At 44.9% G+C, this 15,976-nt stretch carries 15 protein-coding genes; 3 read left to right on the top strand and 12 right to left on the bottom strand.

What is annotated here, in order from left to right:
• Positions 1-17: 17 nt before the first annotated feature.
• From coaE to RBB12_RS07105, 11 genes are all read right to left on the bottom strand, one after another.
• Positions 18-611 (bottom strand): dephospho-CoA kinase, encoded by a 594-nt coding sequence (gene coaE / locus RBB12_RS07155; protein ID WP_306013092.1) that lies wholly within the window; start codon positions 609-611, stop codon positions 18-20.
• Positions 608-1,525 (bottom strand): YbbR-like domain-containing protein, encoded by a 918-nt coding sequence (locus RBB12_RS07150; protein WP_306013093.1) that lies wholly within the window; start codon positions 1,523-1,525, stop codon positions 608-610. The genes coaE and RBB12_RS07150 overlap by 4 nt, the downstream gene beginning before the upstream one ends.
• A gap of 41 nt (positions 1,526-1,566) precedes the next feature.
• Positions 1,567-2,574, bottom strand: a complete 1,008-nt coding sequence (locus RBB12_RS07145; RefSeq protein WP_306013094.1) for a glycosyltransferase — start codon at positions 2,572-2,574, stop codon at positions 1,567-1,569.
• Positions 2,575-2,735: 161 nt separating this feature from the next.
• A complete protein-coding gene (locus RBB12_RS07140) occupies positions 2,736-3,548 on the bottom strand; it encodes an enoyl-ACP reductase (RefSeq protein WP_293282367.1) in 813 nt (270 codons plus the stop codon).
• Positions 3,549-3,620: 72 nt separating this feature from the next.
• Positions 3,621-5,273 carry a DNA repair protein RecN gene (recN, locus tag RBB12_RS07135; RefSeq protein ID WP_306013095.1) on the bottom strand — a complete coding sequence of 551 codons (1,653 nt, stop codon included), beginning with the start codon at positions 5,271-5,273 and terminating at the stop codon, positions 3,621-3,623.
• A 46-nt stretch (positions 5,274-5,319) separates the two neighbouring features.
• Positions 5,320-6,210: a DUF4835 family protein gene (locus RBB12_RS07130; protein ID WP_306013096.1), complete on the bottom strand. Its 891-nt coding sequence runs from the start codon at positions 6,208-6,210 to the stop codon at positions 5,320-5,322.
• Positions 6,203-7,408, bottom strand: coding sequence for a bifunctional phosphopantothenoylcysteine decarboxylase/phosphopantothenate--cysteine ligase CoaBC (gene coaBC, locus RBB12_RS07125; RefSeq protein WP_306013097.1), 1,206 nt, complete (start codon positions 7,406-7,408; stop codon positions 6,203-6,205). The genes RBB12_RS07130 and coaBC overlap by 8 nt, the downstream gene beginning before the upstream one ends.
• 3 nt (positions 7,409-7,411) lie before the next feature.
• On the bottom strand, positions 7,412-7,738 hold the full coding sequence (locus RBB12_RS07120; protein WP_179383917.1) for a DNA-directed RNA polymerase subunit omega: 327 nt from the start codon (positions 7,736-7,738) through the stop codon (positions 7,412-7,414).
• A gap of 22 nt (positions 7,739-7,760) precedes the next feature.
• Entirely contained in the window at positions 7,761-8,594 is an 834-nt protein-coding gene (locus RBB12_RS07115; protein WP_306013098.1) for an outer membrane protein assembly factor BamD, read from the bottom strand.
• Between the two features lie 108 nt (positions 8,595-8,702).
• Positions 8,703-9,593, bottom strand: coding sequence for a 4-hydroxy-tetrahydrodipicolinate synthase (gene dapA, locus RBB12_RS07110; RefSeq protein ID WP_306013099.1), 891 nt, complete (start codon positions 9,591-9,593; stop codon positions 8,703-8,705).
• Between the two features lie 4 nt (positions 9,594-9,597).
• Complete coding sequence (locus tag RBB12_RS07105) at positions 9,598-10,131, bottom strand: DUF6913 domain-containing protein (RefSeq protein WP_179383920.1); 534 nt, start codon at positions 10,129-10,131, stop codon at positions 9,598-9,600.
• A gap of 116 nt (positions 10,132-10,247) precedes the next feature.
• On the opposite strand from RBB12_RS07105, the gene RBB12_RS07100 reads away from it, so the two are divergent.
• A complete protein-coding gene (locus RBB12_RS07100; RefSeq protein WP_306013100.1) occupies positions 10,248-10,961 on the top strand; it encodes a 5'-nucleotidase C-terminal domain-containing protein in 714 nt (237 codons plus the stop codon).
• 1 nt (position 10,962) lies between these two features.
• The gene (locus RBB12_RS07095; RefSeq protein ID WP_306013101.1) at positions 10,963-11,874 is read left to right on the top strand and encodes a metallophosphatase; all 912 of its coding nucleotides are present in this window, start codon (positions 10,963-10,965) and stop codon (positions 11,872-11,874) included.
• 1,250 nt (positions 11,875-13,124) lie between these two features.
• On the opposite strand, the gene RBB12_RS07090 is transcribed toward RBB12_RS07095, so the two are convergent.
• The gene (locus RBB12_RS07090; protein ID WP_306013102.1) at positions 13,125-15,098 is read right to left on the bottom strand and encodes a BspA family leucine-rich repeat surface protein; all 1,974 of its coding nucleotides are present in this window, start codon (positions 15,096-15,098) and stop codon (positions 13,125-13,127) included.
• Between the two features lie 365 nt (positions 15,099-15,463).
• On the opposite strand from RBB12_RS07090, the gene RBB12_RS07085 reads away from it, so the two are divergent.
• Positions 15,464-15,622, top strand: a complete 159-nt coding sequence (locus tag RBB12_RS07085) for a hypothetical protein (protein ID WP_306013103.1) — start codon at positions 15,464-15,466, stop codon at positions 15,620-15,622.
• Positions 15,623-15,976 lie beyond the last annotated feature (354 nt).

Here is a 15,976-nt window from a genome sequence, read left to right as displayed (position 1 = left end):
AAAACTTAACATAAATGTTAAAATTTGGATGCTAGCCCTAAAAGTTTGAGGTGTAGTTCGTTAACCTTTTCTTTGGTTTTTTCTAGGTCGAGATTTTCAATAGTAAAATCTGCCAGCTTAGCTTTGTCGTCATCCTCCCATTGGTGTTTCATCCTGTCGGCTACTGATTCCCTGGCCACCTCATCTCGCTGCACTACGCGTTGAACACGGGTTTCTTCGGGAGCCGTGATCAAAATCGTATAGTCGTACTTTTCCGCTGCCCCATTTTCAAAAATTAGGGCGGTTTCCTGAATAACGTACGGTGATTCTTGGTTATGGGTCCAATCCAAAAAATGCTTTCTCACTGCCGGATGCACTATTCCGTTCAACTTTTCCAATAACTCACGGTTTTTGAACACGGTATTCGCTATAAACGAACGGTTTAAGCCATCGTCTGTATAGGCCTCTTTTCCAAATAGATCTATAATGGCGTTTTTTACCGTTTCGGAGCTAACCATGAGTTGCTTGGCCTCCTTATCGGAATCGTAGACAGGGACACCCAGGTCCCTGAACATTTGGGCCACGGTACTTTTACCACTTCCAATTCCGCCTGTAAGTCCTACGATCATCATTGTTGTTCGAGTACAAAGTTAACCGCATTCTCTTCCAACTTCACATCATATACCTTTTGTGGGCTTTGGGTCAGTTCCAAAAACAGGGTCCTACTTTCCGACCCCATCAATTGCCCATAATCTGCCACTACCTCAAAATCGGTGGCCGATAGCTCTTTTAACCGTTCAATGGACGCTTTGCATAGCAAGGTCACCGAATCTGGAAATGTCCTGATCTGATAACCCTCCGGGATATTCATCACTTGTATGGGAACCTCGAACACCCTTTCGGAAAACTTGGACACCTTTCCTGTGACCGTGGCTCGGCTTGTTGAAAATATACTATTGCCCAAGCCTTTTGGGAAAATCAAATTGATCTCTTTTGAAAAATCACTTTTAACGTTGGTAAGTTGCAAAGGTGCGGTTGCAATGGATTCGATGGTATCGATTTCGTTTTTTGGACCCTTCACCTCAATGGAATCAGGGCTTACCTCTACTTTTCCCTCCAAAATAAAATTCTGCTCCAACTGAAGGCTCATTTTGGGTCGAACGGGTATTTTTTTGGTTTCCACCTGATAAAGGTCGACCTCCAAAACCTGCCGATCCAGTTCCAATAGTGAAACGTTTTGAGATAATTGCTGATCCATCTGCCGTCGCAATGCCTCTTGGCCAAGCACATATTTCCCATTTTGATAAGCTACTTGGGAAACGTCGATATCCATGCGGCCCTTAAAGATTTTGTAGTATAAAAACTGAAAACCACTGGTTCGGAGTTTGGCCTCAATTTGTACATTGGACTGGTCGCCCAGCAAAAGGGAATCAGGCAAATTCCGATAATTAAGCACAAAATAAGACCTTGATTCGTAGGTTTCGGATAGATTGCTGATAAACCACGCCAAAAAAGAGCATAACAGGAACAGTGAAAAAACTTTCACCTTCTTTTGATTGAGGCCATGCAATACCTTGTTGAACACTTTTACTTTTTCTTGAAAAATAGTTTGGGAAACAGTTCCTCTGGATCCTTATTACTAAAGTTAAGCAACATTGTGGACTTGATAAAACCAATTCCGTAACCTACAAATTGGACACCTACGGCATAAAGCGACAAAAGGGCCACACTTACGCTCCTTGTCTTGACCCAAGCGTCCAAGAACAATACCAAAAAATATGAGGCGTAGAGAAATAGAGGCAACCAAAGTCCTAAAAAAGCCGCCAAAATGGCAACACAGAAACCCAACATAAACAAGGTGGGAAACCAATAGGTAGGTTTTGCCGTTCCCGGATGCCATTTGTTCAGGATGGGGCGTACCATACCAAACTTGTTTACCTGTATGTAAAATTTATGCCAATCAATCCTTCTTTTGTGGTAGACAAAAGCCTTTGGGAACAATCTGGTTTGAAATCCAGCTTTCCAAATCCGGAAGGTCAAATCTGGGTCTTCCCCGGGATGAATTCGACCAAAACCACCTGTCTTCTTAAAGGCAATCTTGGAAATACCCATGTTGAAACTACGGGGCTGAAATTTGCCCACCGCCTTTTTCCCTCCGCGAATACCTCCCGTAGTCAAAAAAGAGGTCATCACATAATTGATGGCCTTTTGAACAATGGTAAATGAGGTGTCGGCAGCATCGGGGCCACCAAAGCAATGGACGAATTCCGCTTTGAGTTCCCTTTCCACTTCGGATAAATATTGTTGCGGGAGCATACAATCGGAGTCCAAAATGATGAAATAATTTCCCTTGGCCTTCTGCATCCCAAAATTTCGGGAATCGCCCGGCCCTGAATTCTCCTTGAAATAGTAGGAAATCTGAAGTTGTTCACGAAATTGTTCAACCACGGCCTCCGAACGCTCTGTGGACCCATCCTCCACGATGACGATTTCAAAATCGTCCTGAAAATCTTGTTTTTGAAGACTTTCCAAGAGTTCACGAACTTCCTCGGGCCTATTGAATACAGGAACTACTATGGAGAAAAGAATGTTCATTTGAAATAGAAAGAGGCTTTCTAAAAAGCTGTTTTTAAGTCAGTTCGAGCGCAGTCGAGAACTTAAGGTATGATAATCAATGGGTTTCGACTGCGCTCAACCTGACAATGTCAAAATATTACCGCATTTTAAACGGCTCTATCCCTTCTATTTTTTACGGTTTATTCCGAAAATTCATCGATAATTTCTTGGCTCACACCCGTATTGGAGAAACCACCATCATGAAAAAGGTTCTGCATAGTCACCTTTTTGGTCAAATCGGAAAAAAGTGAAACAGTGTAATTGGCACAGTCATCCGCGGTAGCATTGCCCAGAGGTGACATTTTTTCCGCATAGTTGATGAAGCCGTCAAAACCTTTCACGCCTTGACCTGCTGTGGTCGGTGTTGGTGATTGGGAAATGGTGTTTACCCTAACCTTATGCTCTTTTCCGAAGAAGTAACCAAAACTTCTGGCTACGGACTCCAAATAGGCTTTATTATCGGCCATATCATTGTAATCGGGAAAGGTTCGTTGTGCCGCCATATAGGTCAAGGCAACAATACTCCCCCACTCGTTCATGGCCTCGGCTTTGTACAGGGACTGCATTACCTTGTGAAAGGAAAGCGCGGATACATCCCATCCCTTGGCCGTAAAATCATAGTTTTCATCCGTGTAGGCCCTTCCTTTCCTCACATTTACGGACATTCCAATGGAGTGAAGCACAAAATCCAGCTTTCCGCCCAAAATTTCCATGGACTTCTCCACTAAGTTCTTCAAATCCTCTTCGCTAGTGGCATCTGCAGGAATGATTTCTGAGCCGGTCTTTTCCGCCAGTTCATTGATTTTTCCCATACGCATGGCGATGGGGGCATTGGTAAGCACAAAGGTGCCTCCCTCCTCATGAACGCGTTCTGCGGTTTTCCAAGCGATGGAGTTCGGGTCCAACGCGCCAAAAATGATTCCTTTTTTACCTTTTAAAAGATTGTATGCCATAATTTCTTGCAATTGTTGATTGTAAGGCAAAGATATTTAAACTAATTGAAGTTTGGGAAGCACCTCCGCGTTTTATTGCAACAGCTCCTTGGCGTGTGCCAAAGCGGATTCCGACAAGCTCTTTCCGCCCAACATCTCCGCCAGTTCCCTTATTCTTTCGTCTCGGGTCAACTGTTTGATATGGGTGCTTGTGCCCCCTTGTGCTTCTTCCTTGTACACTTTAAACTGATGCTGTCCTTTGGAGGCCACTTGTGGCAAATGCGTTATTGAAAACACTTGCATGGTGCTGCTCATCTGCTGCATGATTTCCCCCATTCGGTTGGAAATCTCCCCTGAAACTCCGGTGTCAATTTCGTCAAACATCATGGTAGGAAGATTTTCATACTGTGCCAAAATAGACTTGATGGTCAACATGATACGGGAAAGCTCCCCTCCGGATGCCACTTTCTTGAGTTCGCCGTAGTTGGACCCTTTGTTTGCGGAGAACAGAAATACCAAATCATCCTTCCCATTAGGTTTAAAGGTGCTGGACGGATTCAGTTCAATTTTGAAGGTCGCTGAAGGCATCCCTAAAGAAACCAAGTTGGTTTGTAACCGTTCTTTCAATTTAGGAATGACCGATTTTCTGCCTTCGCTTATTTTTTTGGCCCATGCATCCACTGTCTTCGTGATAGAAGCCACTTCGTCCCTTTTGGCCTTGATTTTGGACTCAATATTGGCCACTGCATCCACCTTTTGGGCCAATTCTTCCCGTATGGCAATCAACTCGGGCACAGAGTCGGTATGGTGTTTTTTCTGAAGGTCGTACAACTGTTGTAATTGCCCGTTTACCACCTCCAACCGTTCTGGGTTGGCTTCTACCCCATCCTTTAAACGCTCCAATTCAGAGGCAATATCATCCGTTTCTATCAACACAGATTGAATCCTGTCATTCAAGGATTTGTAGTCGGATCCAAAATCACTAAGGTTTTGGAAGGCCCGCTTAAGTTCTGTTAGCCTGCCCACGATACCCAATTGTTCATCGTTCAACAATTGATGCCCTGCAGACAAGTTTTCCATAATCTGCTCCACGTTGCTCAATTGCTCATATTCCTCTTCCAAGGCCTCCTGCATCCCCTCTTTGAGCTTTGCGGCTTCGAGTTCTTCCAGCAAAAAACTGTTGTAATCGTGTTCTTTATCCGCATTAGCCTGAAATTCCTCCAATTTTTGAAGTTCCTTGGATGCATTTCTCAATTTTTGAAGCTCCTGTGCGTATCCGGAAAGATTTTCGGAGTTCTCCGCCAAAGCATCCAGTACCTTCATCTGGAAATCATTGTCGGTTAACTGCATCGTTTGATGCTGGGAGTGCACATCTACCAACTGATCGCCCAAGGCACGCATCACATCCAAGGTCACAGGGGAATCGTTCACAAATGCCCTTGATTTACCACTGGGCAGGATTTCTCTTCGGAGAATGGTGAGGTCCTCATAATCCAAATCGTTCACTTTAAAAAAGGATTGGAGTTGGTAATTGGACACCTCGAACTCTGCCTCTATGACACATTTCTGCTCCGTATTTTTTAGGGAAGACAGGTCGGCCCGCTTGCCCAGCACCAAGGAAAGTCCTCCCAATAGAATGGATTTTCCCGCACCGGTTTCCCCTGTAATGGTCGTAAAACCTTTGGGGAATGCCACACGGACGTCATCAATCAATGCATAGTTTTGAATGGATAGATTTACTAGCAATACCGTAGATTTTACCCGTAAAGATAAACCTCTTTGGAGAACTGCACTAGTAATTTATTTCATTCCAGGTGCCGGAATAGAATGGGGCCACTTTGTTCAAGGTTTCTTTGAGTTTCACAATGTCCACCTTGGGACCATCGGAAAAAATGTTCTGGATTTCCTCTGATTTGGCGTCGAAAAAAGTCTGTATCAAAAAGGCATTGGGCCGTCTGCTGATAAGGGGCTCGAATAAACGAAGGCTTCCGGCGATAATTTGTTTTCCGGTACTATTGTTATCCGCGAGAATATCAAGTCCTTTTCTGTGGTAATTGTACATGGCAATACGATACTCCCGGAACGCGTTGTTGAGCAGGTTGTCCACCAACTCAAAGCGGCTTCGGTCGCCGGTCTCTTGGCTCCAACCACCAAAACTGGAGCTTTGGGCCTGCGTAACGATGTTCTGTGCCAATCGGTAGTAATCATTTCCGCCCTCCAAAGAAAAGGTATCGGCGTCCAGTCCCAAGATCATATACACATAATAGGATATGACACCGACCAAATTGGAATCGAACGAATTGGGATTGTATACCAATGGTTCAAATTCCTGATATTGGAAGTTGAAGGCGTTGTCCTTGTAATTGAACACCGGGCTTTCGTAGCTTGTACCAAAAACCGGGCGCGTGGACTGGATTTGGATGTTCGCTTCAAACCGATCTGACTCGTATTGGGTCACCGTTATGAACATACGGGCATTTACCCTTTCATTTTCCTTGTAAACACGATTGGTCCATTTGGTTTTGTTCACAAAATCATTGAGCGAACGCTCCAATGTCCTGAAAATTTGTTGATTGGTCTGCCCTACCTGATCGGAGTTCACGGTAACCTGACAGTTCAATTCCTGTGCACTACCGGCAAGGGCTGTAAAAAGGAGGGCAATGAAAAAAAGTATGCTACGCATGGATCCTGGAGATGATTTCTTCCCAAATGTCCGAGGCTACTTCGGACTTCGTTTTCAAATCAAACGTTTTTATCTCCAAATTCTTGTCTATAAAAGTGATTTTATTCGTGGTTCCACCAAATCCGGCCCCATCATCCTTTAAAGAATTGAGCACAATGCCATCCAAGTGCTTGCGTTGGAGCTTGCCTTTCGCATTCTCAAGCTCGTTTTCTGTTTCCAGAGCAAAGCCGACCAAAAATTGGTCCTTTTTTGCCGCTCCCAAAGATTTCAGGATATCGGGGGTGCGTTCCAGTTGGATGGACATCTCACCTTCCTTCTTTTTGATTTTTTCGGTGGCAACAGTGGCTGGTCGGTAATCGGCTACGGCAGCGGCACAAATGGTCACATCCGTATCAGCATAGTGTTTGTGGCAGGCATCATTCATTTCTTGGGCCGAGGTAACTCGAACCAATTCTATGAGAGTATGGTCCACGTTCAAGTGTGTTGGGCCAGAGACCAATACTACTTTTGCCCCTAAATTGGCGGCGTGTTTGGCCAGTTCAAAGCCCATGGTACCGGTTGATTTATTGCCAAGAAAACGGACGGGATCAATGGCTTCATAGGTTGGGCCAGCGGTAATGAGTACCTTTTTGCCCGTTAACGGCAAGCCTTTCGCCAAATCCGATACAATATATTGAATGATGTTTTCTGGTTCTGCCATACGCCCTTCTCCTTGAAGTCCACTGGCCAATTCGCCAGATTCGGCGGGAATTATTCGGTTTCCGAAGGATTCCAGCTTTTCCAAAGACGCTTTGGTGGACGGATGCTTGTACATATCCAAATCCATGGCAGGAGCCACAAATACGGGACATTTGGCGGACAAATACGTGGCCAACAGCAAATTGTCGCAGGTTCCGTTGGCCATTTTGGACAAGGTATTCGCGGTTGCCGGGGCAATCAGCATCAAGTCTGCCCAAAGTCCCAATTCCACATGATTGTTCCAAGATAGGCTTCCATCCTCTTCGTTCACAAAATCCATCAACACTGGATTTTTGGAGAGGGTAGAAAGGGTAAGTGGAGAAACAAAAGAGCTGGCGCTCTGGGTCATTACAACTTTGACCTGTGCACCAGCTTTAATCAGTAACCTTACCAGAAATGTGGTCTTGTACGCGGCAATTCCCCCGGAAATTCCCAAAAGGATGTTTTTACCGCTAAGCATTTCCTAGGAGTCTTTCTCTGTATTCCTGTGGTAGATTTTATCTTCCAACCACTCCTGTACCGCAAGGGCATGTGGTTTTGGTAGCTTTTCGTAGAACTTGGATACTTCGATTTGCTCCTTGTTCTCAAAAACCTCTTCCAAGCTATCGCTATAGGTAGCGAACTCTTCCAACTTTTCCAACAACTCCTTTTTGATCTCGGAGTTGATTTGGATAGCTCTCTTGGCCGCTATGGAAATGGCTTCATAAATGTTTCCGGTCTTTTCGTCAAACTCGTTTCTGTTGAGCGTAACTGTGGATACCGGCGCCTTGGTGTTTTTCAAATCTTGCATGTGCAGTGGTTTAAAAACTTTTTTATTTGGATAAGGAAGTTGTGTATGCGCTCAATTCCTGCTGAATGGTCTCGGCAAGTTTGTCTGCTTCTTGCTTGAACCTCGTCTCAGGGAAATAACGCAATAAATTGTTATACGAGTCAAGAGCTTCTTCCAATCGCTCTTTTTTCTTGTCTTCTGTACTGTTGACCGCCAATCGTGTGGTGGCTTCGATTCGGTAGTAAAGGGCTTCTTCCCTATACACCGAACCAGGGTTATCGGTAATGAAATTATCGAAGGCCGTAATGGCCGAAATCAAAACGGGCAGATTGAACTCTCCCAATTTGTTGAATTGCTTTGCAATTTCAATTTCTTTCTTTTCCTTTTTCGTGGTAAGCTCCCGCGCCATTGCATTGGCCTCTTCAAAATATTCGGATTCTGAATAGTTGTTGATAAAGGTCTGAAGCTTTAACAGAGCCTTGTCGGTTTCCGTTTGGTCCAACGAATATCTAGGTGAAAGATGATAATAGCTTTTGGCACCCAAAAAACTGGCTTCCTGAATTTTATCGCTCCTTGGATAGGATTTTACAAATCGCTCGAACTGGTAGCCCGACAAATAGTAATCTCCATTTTTGAAATAACTGTCCGCGAAAAAGAACATCACCCGTTCTCCTTGGGGCTTTCCTACATAGCTGGGCGCTATTTGCTCAAAGAGTCGAACCGCTCGTTTGTAATCCCCTTCGTTGTACAACTTCTCGGCCATATCATATTTGGCCTTTACGTCGGTCTCCTTCAGCACCTTTTGGTACTCGCTACAGGAAATGAACAGCGCTAACGCACAACAGACTAGGAGTATGGACCTCATTTTCAAAAACATTTTGCAAAATTAGTGATATTGAATGGATATAAAAAAAGAATTTTCACCACTCAAATGTAACGGGTACAAGGGCCAATCCCCAAGAATTTGGGCAAGATTTAACGAATTTTACACTTGAGCCTTGTCCAAGGACTTCAACCAAACACTGATTTTTTCCTTTAAGGTAGGGCTAGCTTCCACTAAAGGCAAGCGAACTGCGGCTGTGGACACACCCAAACTTTCAAAAATACTTTTGATTCCCGCTGGGTTGCCCTCTTCAAAAATGAGTTGCATCAAAGAGGAAAGTTTGTGGTGAATGGCGTAGGCTTCTTTCACCTGACCTTCCAATCCCAATCGGATCATATCGGAAAAGAGTCCAGGCAATCCCTGTCCCAAAACGGAAATTACCCCTGCCCCACCGGCCAATACGGTAGGCAATGCCGTGGCATCATCCCCGGAAATGACCATAAATTCCTCTGGTTTGTTTTTGATGATATTGTCTATTTGTACCATATCCCCGCAAGCTTCCTTGATCCCTACAATTTTTGAAAACTCGTAGGCCAGTCGCAATGTGGTTTCGGGCAACATATTGCTGCCTGTGCGGGAAGGAACATTGTACAGGATAATGGGAAGTGGCGAAGCTTCCGCCACCACCTTAAAATGCTGGTAAATACCTTCCTGCGTTGGTTTGTTATAATAGGGCGAAACGGAAAGAATGGCGTCGAAATCGGAAAGGTCCAGGGTTTTTAGTTCGTGGGCCACGGCCATGGTGTTATTGCCACCAACGCCGAGCACCAAGGGTAGTCTGCCCGCATTCGTCCTCACGACCACGTCTACCACCAATTGTTTTTCCGCTTGGGAGAGAGTTGCGGATTCTGCCGTGGTGCCCAGCACCACCAAATAATCCACTCCCCCTTGAATATTGTGCTCCACTACACGTTCCAATGCCTGCACATCAACCGATAAATCAGCTTTAAAAGGAGTTACCAAAGCTACTCCAGTTCCGATCAATTGTTCCATCAACTCAAATTTCGTTTAAGATCTTTAAATATTTTTTCAGCTCTCCCTTAAAGAGTTTAAAATCGTTCAAGGGGGTATTTAAGATCAAGTCGTTCACCTTGGGGTCTTGGGCACCCAGTCCAACCTTCAAACGGGCGGGGGTTTTTACCGATAATAGCTTCATCATCAAATTATCTGCTTCGTAATAATTGATCAACATATCGTATTCCCTCCCCAAAAACTCAAGAACATAACCGTTGGCTATTTCACCTTTCCAACCGAGGTCCTTGTCCGAGTACATTTGAATGGCGTAAGGGGAGTTTTTGTCGTATTCCCGCTTATATCCAATAATCTTTATGGCATTGGGCCTCAATTTAAACTCGTCAATCAGTTCGTAAAAGGTCTCGGCTTTGGGGAAATTATCAACATCCACGATACAGCCAACACTGGTAATCCCTTTCTCCCTGGTTACGGACTGTGGAGGTTTTTCCATTTCCTCCTTTAAATATTTTAGCCCCGATTTAACCTTAAATTTGTCTTGGAGTCCTTTCAAAAACATATTTTTGACACTTTTTACAAAAGTAATTAATCTACCAAGACAACTTATACAAAGATACGCACGTGAGTAATTTTAAATTAAAACAATTTGTTATATTCCTAACTTTTTGTTTTTTGATGGCCTGCAAGCACGAAACAGGCACCCTTTCCGAAATTCAAGGCAAGCAAATCCCAATCGTCACTACCCTTGCCATTACCGATTCCATTGCCAGCTACATCGCACCCTACAAAAATCGAATTGACCAGGTTTTGGACAGCACCTTGGCCTATGCCCCAAAACCGTTGTTGCTCAACGATGGAGAGCGCACCTCTTCCATGGGCAACCTCATGGCAGACATTGTTTTGGAACAAGCTGCGCCCATTTTCAATGCACGGTCCGGGCAAACCTTGGACTTTGTGGTCCTGAACGCAGGCGGGGTTCGTTCCATTATTTCCGAAGGAAATGTGTCCGCCCGAAACGCCTACGAAGTGATGCCCTTTGAAAATTATATTGATGTGGTTGAGCTCAACGGGTCGGCGACACGGGAACTTATCAACTTTGTGGCGAAGGCTTCCCGGCGACATCCTGTGGCGGGGATTGAAATTGTAACCAATGCCGATGGCTCTTTGGAATCCGTGAACATTGGCGGACAACCTTTTGACGAAGGACGGAATTACTACGTGGCCTCTACCGATTACTTGATCAATGGAGGGCCTAGCGTTGGTTTTTTCAATGAATTTGAATCCAGAACCCAGACCGATTATTTGCTGCGCAACGCCATTATCGACTACTTTAAGAAAGTGGATACCTTGGAAGCCGTGGCCGATGACCGAATTAAACAACTGAAGTAGCATGAAAAGAAGGGATTTTATCACTCATACCTCCGCAGCTTCTGCCCTCATCGGCTTGGGCGGACTTGGCTTGAACTCTTGCTCCTCTTTGGGAAGAAAGCAAATCACCATTCTGCATACGAACGATGTGCACAGCCATATCGACGCCTTTCCGGCTACGCATTCGCGACACCCCAATATGGGCGGGGTTGCCCGAAGGGCTACTTTGGTGGAGCAAATTCGCAACGAAAACCCGAACACACTACTTTTTGATGCTGGGGATATTTTTCAGGGTACGCCTTATTTCAATTTTTATGGCGGGGAGTTGGAATTTACCTTGATGAGCAAACTAAAATACGACGCCGCTACCATTGGCAACCACGACTTTGACAACGGTATCGATGGACTCTTGGCGCAAATGCCACACGCCTCTTTTGAACTGCTCTCTGCCAACTACGATTTTTCCAATACCGTGATGGATGGCTACGTAAAGCCATACAAAATATATATGGTCGATGGAATTAAAATTGGGGTGTACGGGCTTGGCATTGAACTCGACGGACTAGTGACGAAAAAACTCTACAAAGAGACCCAGTACCTCAACCCCTATGCGATTGCCCTCGATATGGAGCGACAACTCAAAGAGGAAGAGCAATGTGATTTGATCGTTTGCCTTTCGCATTTGGGCTATGATTACAAAGAACCCAATAGGCCCTGCGACACTAAATTGGCACAACAGACTTACCATACCGACCTCATCATTGGCGGACACACCCATACTTTTTTGGATAAACCCGATGTGCGCATCAACCAAAATGGGAACTCAGTGCTAGTGAACCAAGTGGGGTGCTACGGCATCAACGTAGGTCGTATCGATTTCTTTTTTGATACGGATAAAAAAGCCTTGGCGAAGGGTGTGAGTATTTCGGTTTAGGTTTCTTTGAAGCTGGGAGTCGGAAGTCCGAAGTCGGAAGTTAGTGGGCAGTGGGCAGTTGACACGAATTACACGAATGAGCACGAATAGGGTTCATTGTCATTTCGAGCTGTCACCCCGAGCGATGGTCATTGAGCGGAGTCGAAATGAGTCGAAGGGGCAGTCGAGAAATCTCTGTGGGAGTCAAAAGTCGGAAGTCTGAAGTCAGGAGTTAAGATGTCATTTCGAAACGAAGTGAGAAATCTATCCGGAGTCGGAAGTCGGAAGTCAGTCAGCAGTCGGCAGCGGTAGCTGAGCGACGGTCATTGAGCGTAGTCGAAATGAGCCGAAGCGACAATAAGAATTCAGAAGTCCGAAATCAGCGGACAGTTGACACTAATTTCACTAATTAGCACGAATAGGGTTCTTTGTCAGTTCGAGTGTTTTTTGGCGATTTTTGTAAAAAAAGAGGCAAAAAATGTATCGAGAACCTAGTTCAGTGAGGAACCAAGAGCCAAGACCCAGGAGAGGAAAGACGATAGAAAATAGACTTGGTTTGACGGGAAATAGGCAGTGGGCAGTCAGCAGTCGGCAGTGGGCAGTTGAACTAATATCGGGAATTAACACGAATAGGGTCCTTTGTCATTTGAAATGACCTTTTGAAGTTATGCCCTAAACCATTGAACCTTTAACCCTAAACCTTAAACTTTGAACTTGGAACTTGAACTTGCCCCTTGAACTTGAGTTTTCCCATTGGATTTCTCCATCGTCACTTCATTCCTCATGTCGAAATGACCTTTTGAAGTTATGCCCTAAACCATTGAACCTTTAACCCTAAACCTTAAACTTTGAACTTGAAACTTGAACTTGAGTTTCCCCATTGGATTTCTCAATCGTCGCTTCGTTCCTCATGTCGAAATGACTTCTTATTGTTATGTTGGGTTTATCTGCCGCGCTGTAGCATCGAAGCGAACGTCATGCTGAACTGGTTTCAGCATCCCACAAAAATGGATTACGTGTCAAGCACGGAATACAAAAAAGATTCCGTACTCCCGCCAACTGGTAGGAGTACGGAAAGAAGCTGAAGAATCAAGAAGGATGAGATTCCGTGTCGTGCTTCGACTTCGCTCTGCAACCGCACGGAATAATACTGAAACCTGCCTTTGCCGCAGGCAGGCGAGTTCAGCACAAAGAAAACCACCGGAAACCCGAAGGCCGCCGGTGGCAATACTTTACTATTTAATAGATAAGTTAAACCGTTAATTCAGTGGTTATGGACAAAAGACGGGAGTATCTCCGGTTATGGTCCAACCATTGCTTTCAATCAAGACTGTATTTCTTCTAAAAGTAGTTTCTTGATTATTGCAATAAGCTAAACCAGCTGCGCTAAGCGTTATTCCATCGGGAATAAATACACTTCCTTTGCTTCCCCAACCTATTAGCGTATTGCTATAACTGGATGTTGTCATCCCGCAATTGTCAAGCATGCCTAACATAGTGTCGACGTTAACGATGTTCCATGCTCCTAAGTTCTTATTAAAGGCAGTTGCATTCAAAAACATATTATTCATCTTGGTTACTTTACTGGTGTTCCAATTACCAATATCTTGATTAAAGGAGGTAGCGTCTTGAAACATAGAACCCATAAGTTCCACATTACTAGTATTCCAGCTCCCAATATCTTGGTTGAAGGAAGTAGCCCCTCGGAACATGGAACCCATAACTACCACATTACTGGTATTCCACCCTCCAGTTTTTTGGGCCAAGGGTTGATTAAAAGAGGTAGCTTCTCTAAACATACCCGCCATACTAGTTACGCTACTGGTGTCCCAATCACTAATATCTTGATTAAAGGAACTCGCCTCAGCGAAAGTTGCGCCCATATTTGTTACATTTTCAGTATTCCAGTTACCAATATCTTGGTTGAACGCTGTGGCACCATTGAACAAGGATAACATTGACTCCACGCTTCCCGTTTCCCAGTTCAATGGTTGATTGAAAGAGATTGCCCCTTTAAACATTTCGGAGATATCAGTTACGTTGCTTACATCCCAGTTGGTAATATTCCCATTAAAATTTGTGGCTCCAGCGAACATATTTGCCATATTGGTAACACTACTAGTAACCCATCCACTTAGGTCTTCATTAAATGAAGAAGCACCTGCAAACATAGCCATCATACTAGTCACTTGAGAAAGGTTAGGCGTATCTATTGCAACAAATCCTTCTAAGTTCTCACATCCAGCAAAAGACGCAATCATACTTTGCCATGTGCCAGCTCCCCATTGCATAACATTTACCAAAGCATTTCTACTTTCATCATCTACATTGACTAAATCCCCCATATACAAAGCAGGGAAAACACCTTTAATGGCCACATGGTACGTATTTGCCTCTGTATATACATGGGATGGGTTTTGGCTGGTCAGGTTCTCCTCTGTGCCATCACCCCAATCTATGGTATAGTCGTAATTGTAGCTGGCATTGGTTCCAATAGTCAATTCCTGTCCAGCGGCTACCTCAAATGTCATAATAAAAGAGGCCGGGTCTTCAAATAGGTCTTCGACCACGTTGGTCACGGTCACGGTCACGGTAAACTCCACAGGCTCGTTGGTACCATCACTTACGCTAACCGTTAAGGTGTGCTCGGTGGTGGTCTCAAAGTCCAAGCTTTTTCCCTCTGCCAAAGTAAGTACGCCCGATGCTGAGATTTCAAATAGTTCGCTCTCATCAGTCACCAAGGCGTAGGTCAATGCAGCTCCCTCAGGGTCGGAGGCTACCAGTTCGCCAATAATGACGTTATCGGCAATGTCTTCTTCGGCCTCAAAATTTTGGTCCTCGGCAGTTGGGGCCTCATTGGTGGGGTCTCCCCCTCCTTCGGTCACATTTACGGTCACGGTTCCGGTAGCGGTTGCCGTACCATCGCTCACCGCTACGGTCAACGTATGGCTCGCTTTGGTGGCAAAGCTCAATGCCTTGCCCGTGGCCAAGCTCAATACACCAGCTTCGGTGATCTCAAAAAGCTCATCGGAATTGGTCTGGATAGAGAATTTAAGGGCATCTCCATCTTTGTCGGTGGCTGTTACAGTGCCAATGGCAGCGGTGTCGGAGATATTCTCCCCTACGGTAAAGCTCTGTGCCTCGATTACCGGTGCGGTGTTGGTGGGTGCTGGAGTATCTTCCTTACTACAGGACCACATTACGATAATGGCCAAAAGTGACCATAACAATTTTTTGTGTATCATATTTTTCAATTTTATAGAAATAAGGAGCAATATGCGGTATTTTGGGTTCACAAATGGGTACGATCTGACGGATGCCCCTTCTGATCTGACGGATGCCCTGTTTGATCTGACGGATTTTTTTTGGGGGAGTTGATTTTGAGGGTTAGAAATGGGATTTTGGGAGTCGGGAATCGGGAGTTTAGAGTTAAGGTTTCGGGTTTCAGGTTTCGGGTTAAGATGTCATTTCGAGCTGTCATCCTGAGCTTGTCGAAGGGGCAGTCGAGGAATTTTTTTGGATTCAGAAGTCAGTGGGCAGTCGGCAGTGGGCAATTGACACAAATTACACGAATTAGGATGAATAGGGTTCTTTGTCATTTCGAAACGAAGTGAGAAATCTATCGGGAGTCGGAAGTCCGAAGTCCGAAGTCAGTTGGCAGTTGGCAGTGGGCAGTTGGCAGTTGGCAGTGGTCGCTGAGCGACGGTCATTGAGCGTAGTCGAAATGAGCCGAAGCGACAATAAGAAGTCCGAGGGTAATGGCAGTTGACACGAATGTCAAGAATAGGGTTCTTTGTCAGTTCGAGTGTTTTTTGGCGGTTTTTATAAAAAAAGAGGCGAAAAATGTATCGAGAACCTTGTTCAGTGAGGAGCCAAGAGCCAAGAATCAAGACTCTGGAGAGAAAAGACGATAGAAAATAGACTTGGTTTGACGGGAAATAGGCAGTGGGCAGTTGACACTAATGTCACGAATGAGCACGAATAGGGTTCTTTGTCATTTCGAGCTGTCACCCCGAGCGGTGGCCATTGAGCGAAGTCGAAATGAGCCGAAGCGACAATAAGAAGTCCGAAGTCAATTGCGTGTTGACACGAATGTCACGAATAGGGTTCTTTGTCAGTTCGA

The organism is Allomuricauda sp. MMSF_3307 (genome assembly GCF_030733585.1).
Lineage (GTDB): Bacteria > Bacteroidota > Bacteroidia > Flavobacteriales > Flavobacteriaceae > Flagellimonas.
The sequence above is the reverse complement of the archived record's forward strand: the minus strand, read 5'-3'. Positions and strand labels throughout refer to the sequence as shown.

Excerpts from the sequence above, each read along its gene's own strand:
- coaE (WP_306013092.1), bottom strand. The coding sequence starts at position 611 with ATGATGATCGTAGGACTTACAGGCGGAATTGGAAGTGGTAAAAGTACC.
- RBB12_RS07145 (WP_306013094.1), bottom strand. The coding sequence starts at position 2,574 with ATGAACATTCTTTTCTCCATAGTAGTTCCTGTATTCAATAGGCCCGAG.
- RBB12_RS07140 (WP_293282367.1), bottom strand. The coding sequence starts at position 3,548 with ATGGCATACAATCTTTTAAAAGGTAAAAAAGGAATCATTTTTGGCGCG.
- RBB12_RS07130 (WP_306013096.1), bottom strand. The coding sequence starts at position 6,210 with ATGCGTAGCATACTTTTTTTCATTGCCCTCCTTTTTACAGCCCTTGCC.
- coaBC (WP_306013097.1), bottom strand. The coding sequence starts at position 7,408 with ATGCTTAGCGGTAAAAACATCCTTTTGGGAATTTCCGGGGGAATTGCC.
- RBB12_RS07120 (WP_179383917.1), bottom strand. The coding sequence starts at position 7,738 with ATGCAAGATTTGAAAAACACCAAGGCGCCGGTATCCACAGTTACGCTC.
- RBB12_RS07115 (WP_306013098.1), bottom strand. The coding sequence starts at position 8,594 with ATGTTTTTGAAAATGAGGTCCATACTCCTAGTCTGTTGTGCGTTAGCG.
- dapA (WP_306013099.1), bottom strand. The coding sequence starts at position 9,593 with ATGGAACAATTGATCGGAACTGGAGTAGCTTTGGTAACTCCTTTTAAA.
- RBB12_RS07105 (WP_179383920.1), bottom strand. The coding sequence starts at position 10,131 with ATGTTTTTGAAAGGACTCCAAGACAAATTTAAGGTTAAATCGGGGCTA.
- RBB12_RS07100 (WP_306013100.1), top strand. The coding sequence starts at position 10,248 with ATGGCCTGCAAGCACGAAACAGGCACCCTTTCCGAAATTCAAGGCAAG.
- RBB12_RS07095 (WP_306013101.1), top strand. The coding sequence starts at position 10,963 with ATGAAAAGAAGGGATTTTATCACTCATACCTCCGCAGCTTCTGCCCTC.
- RBB12_RS07090 (WP_306013102.1), bottom strand. The coding sequence starts at position 15,098 with ATGATACACAAAAAATTGTTATGGTCACTTTTGGCCATTATCGTAATG.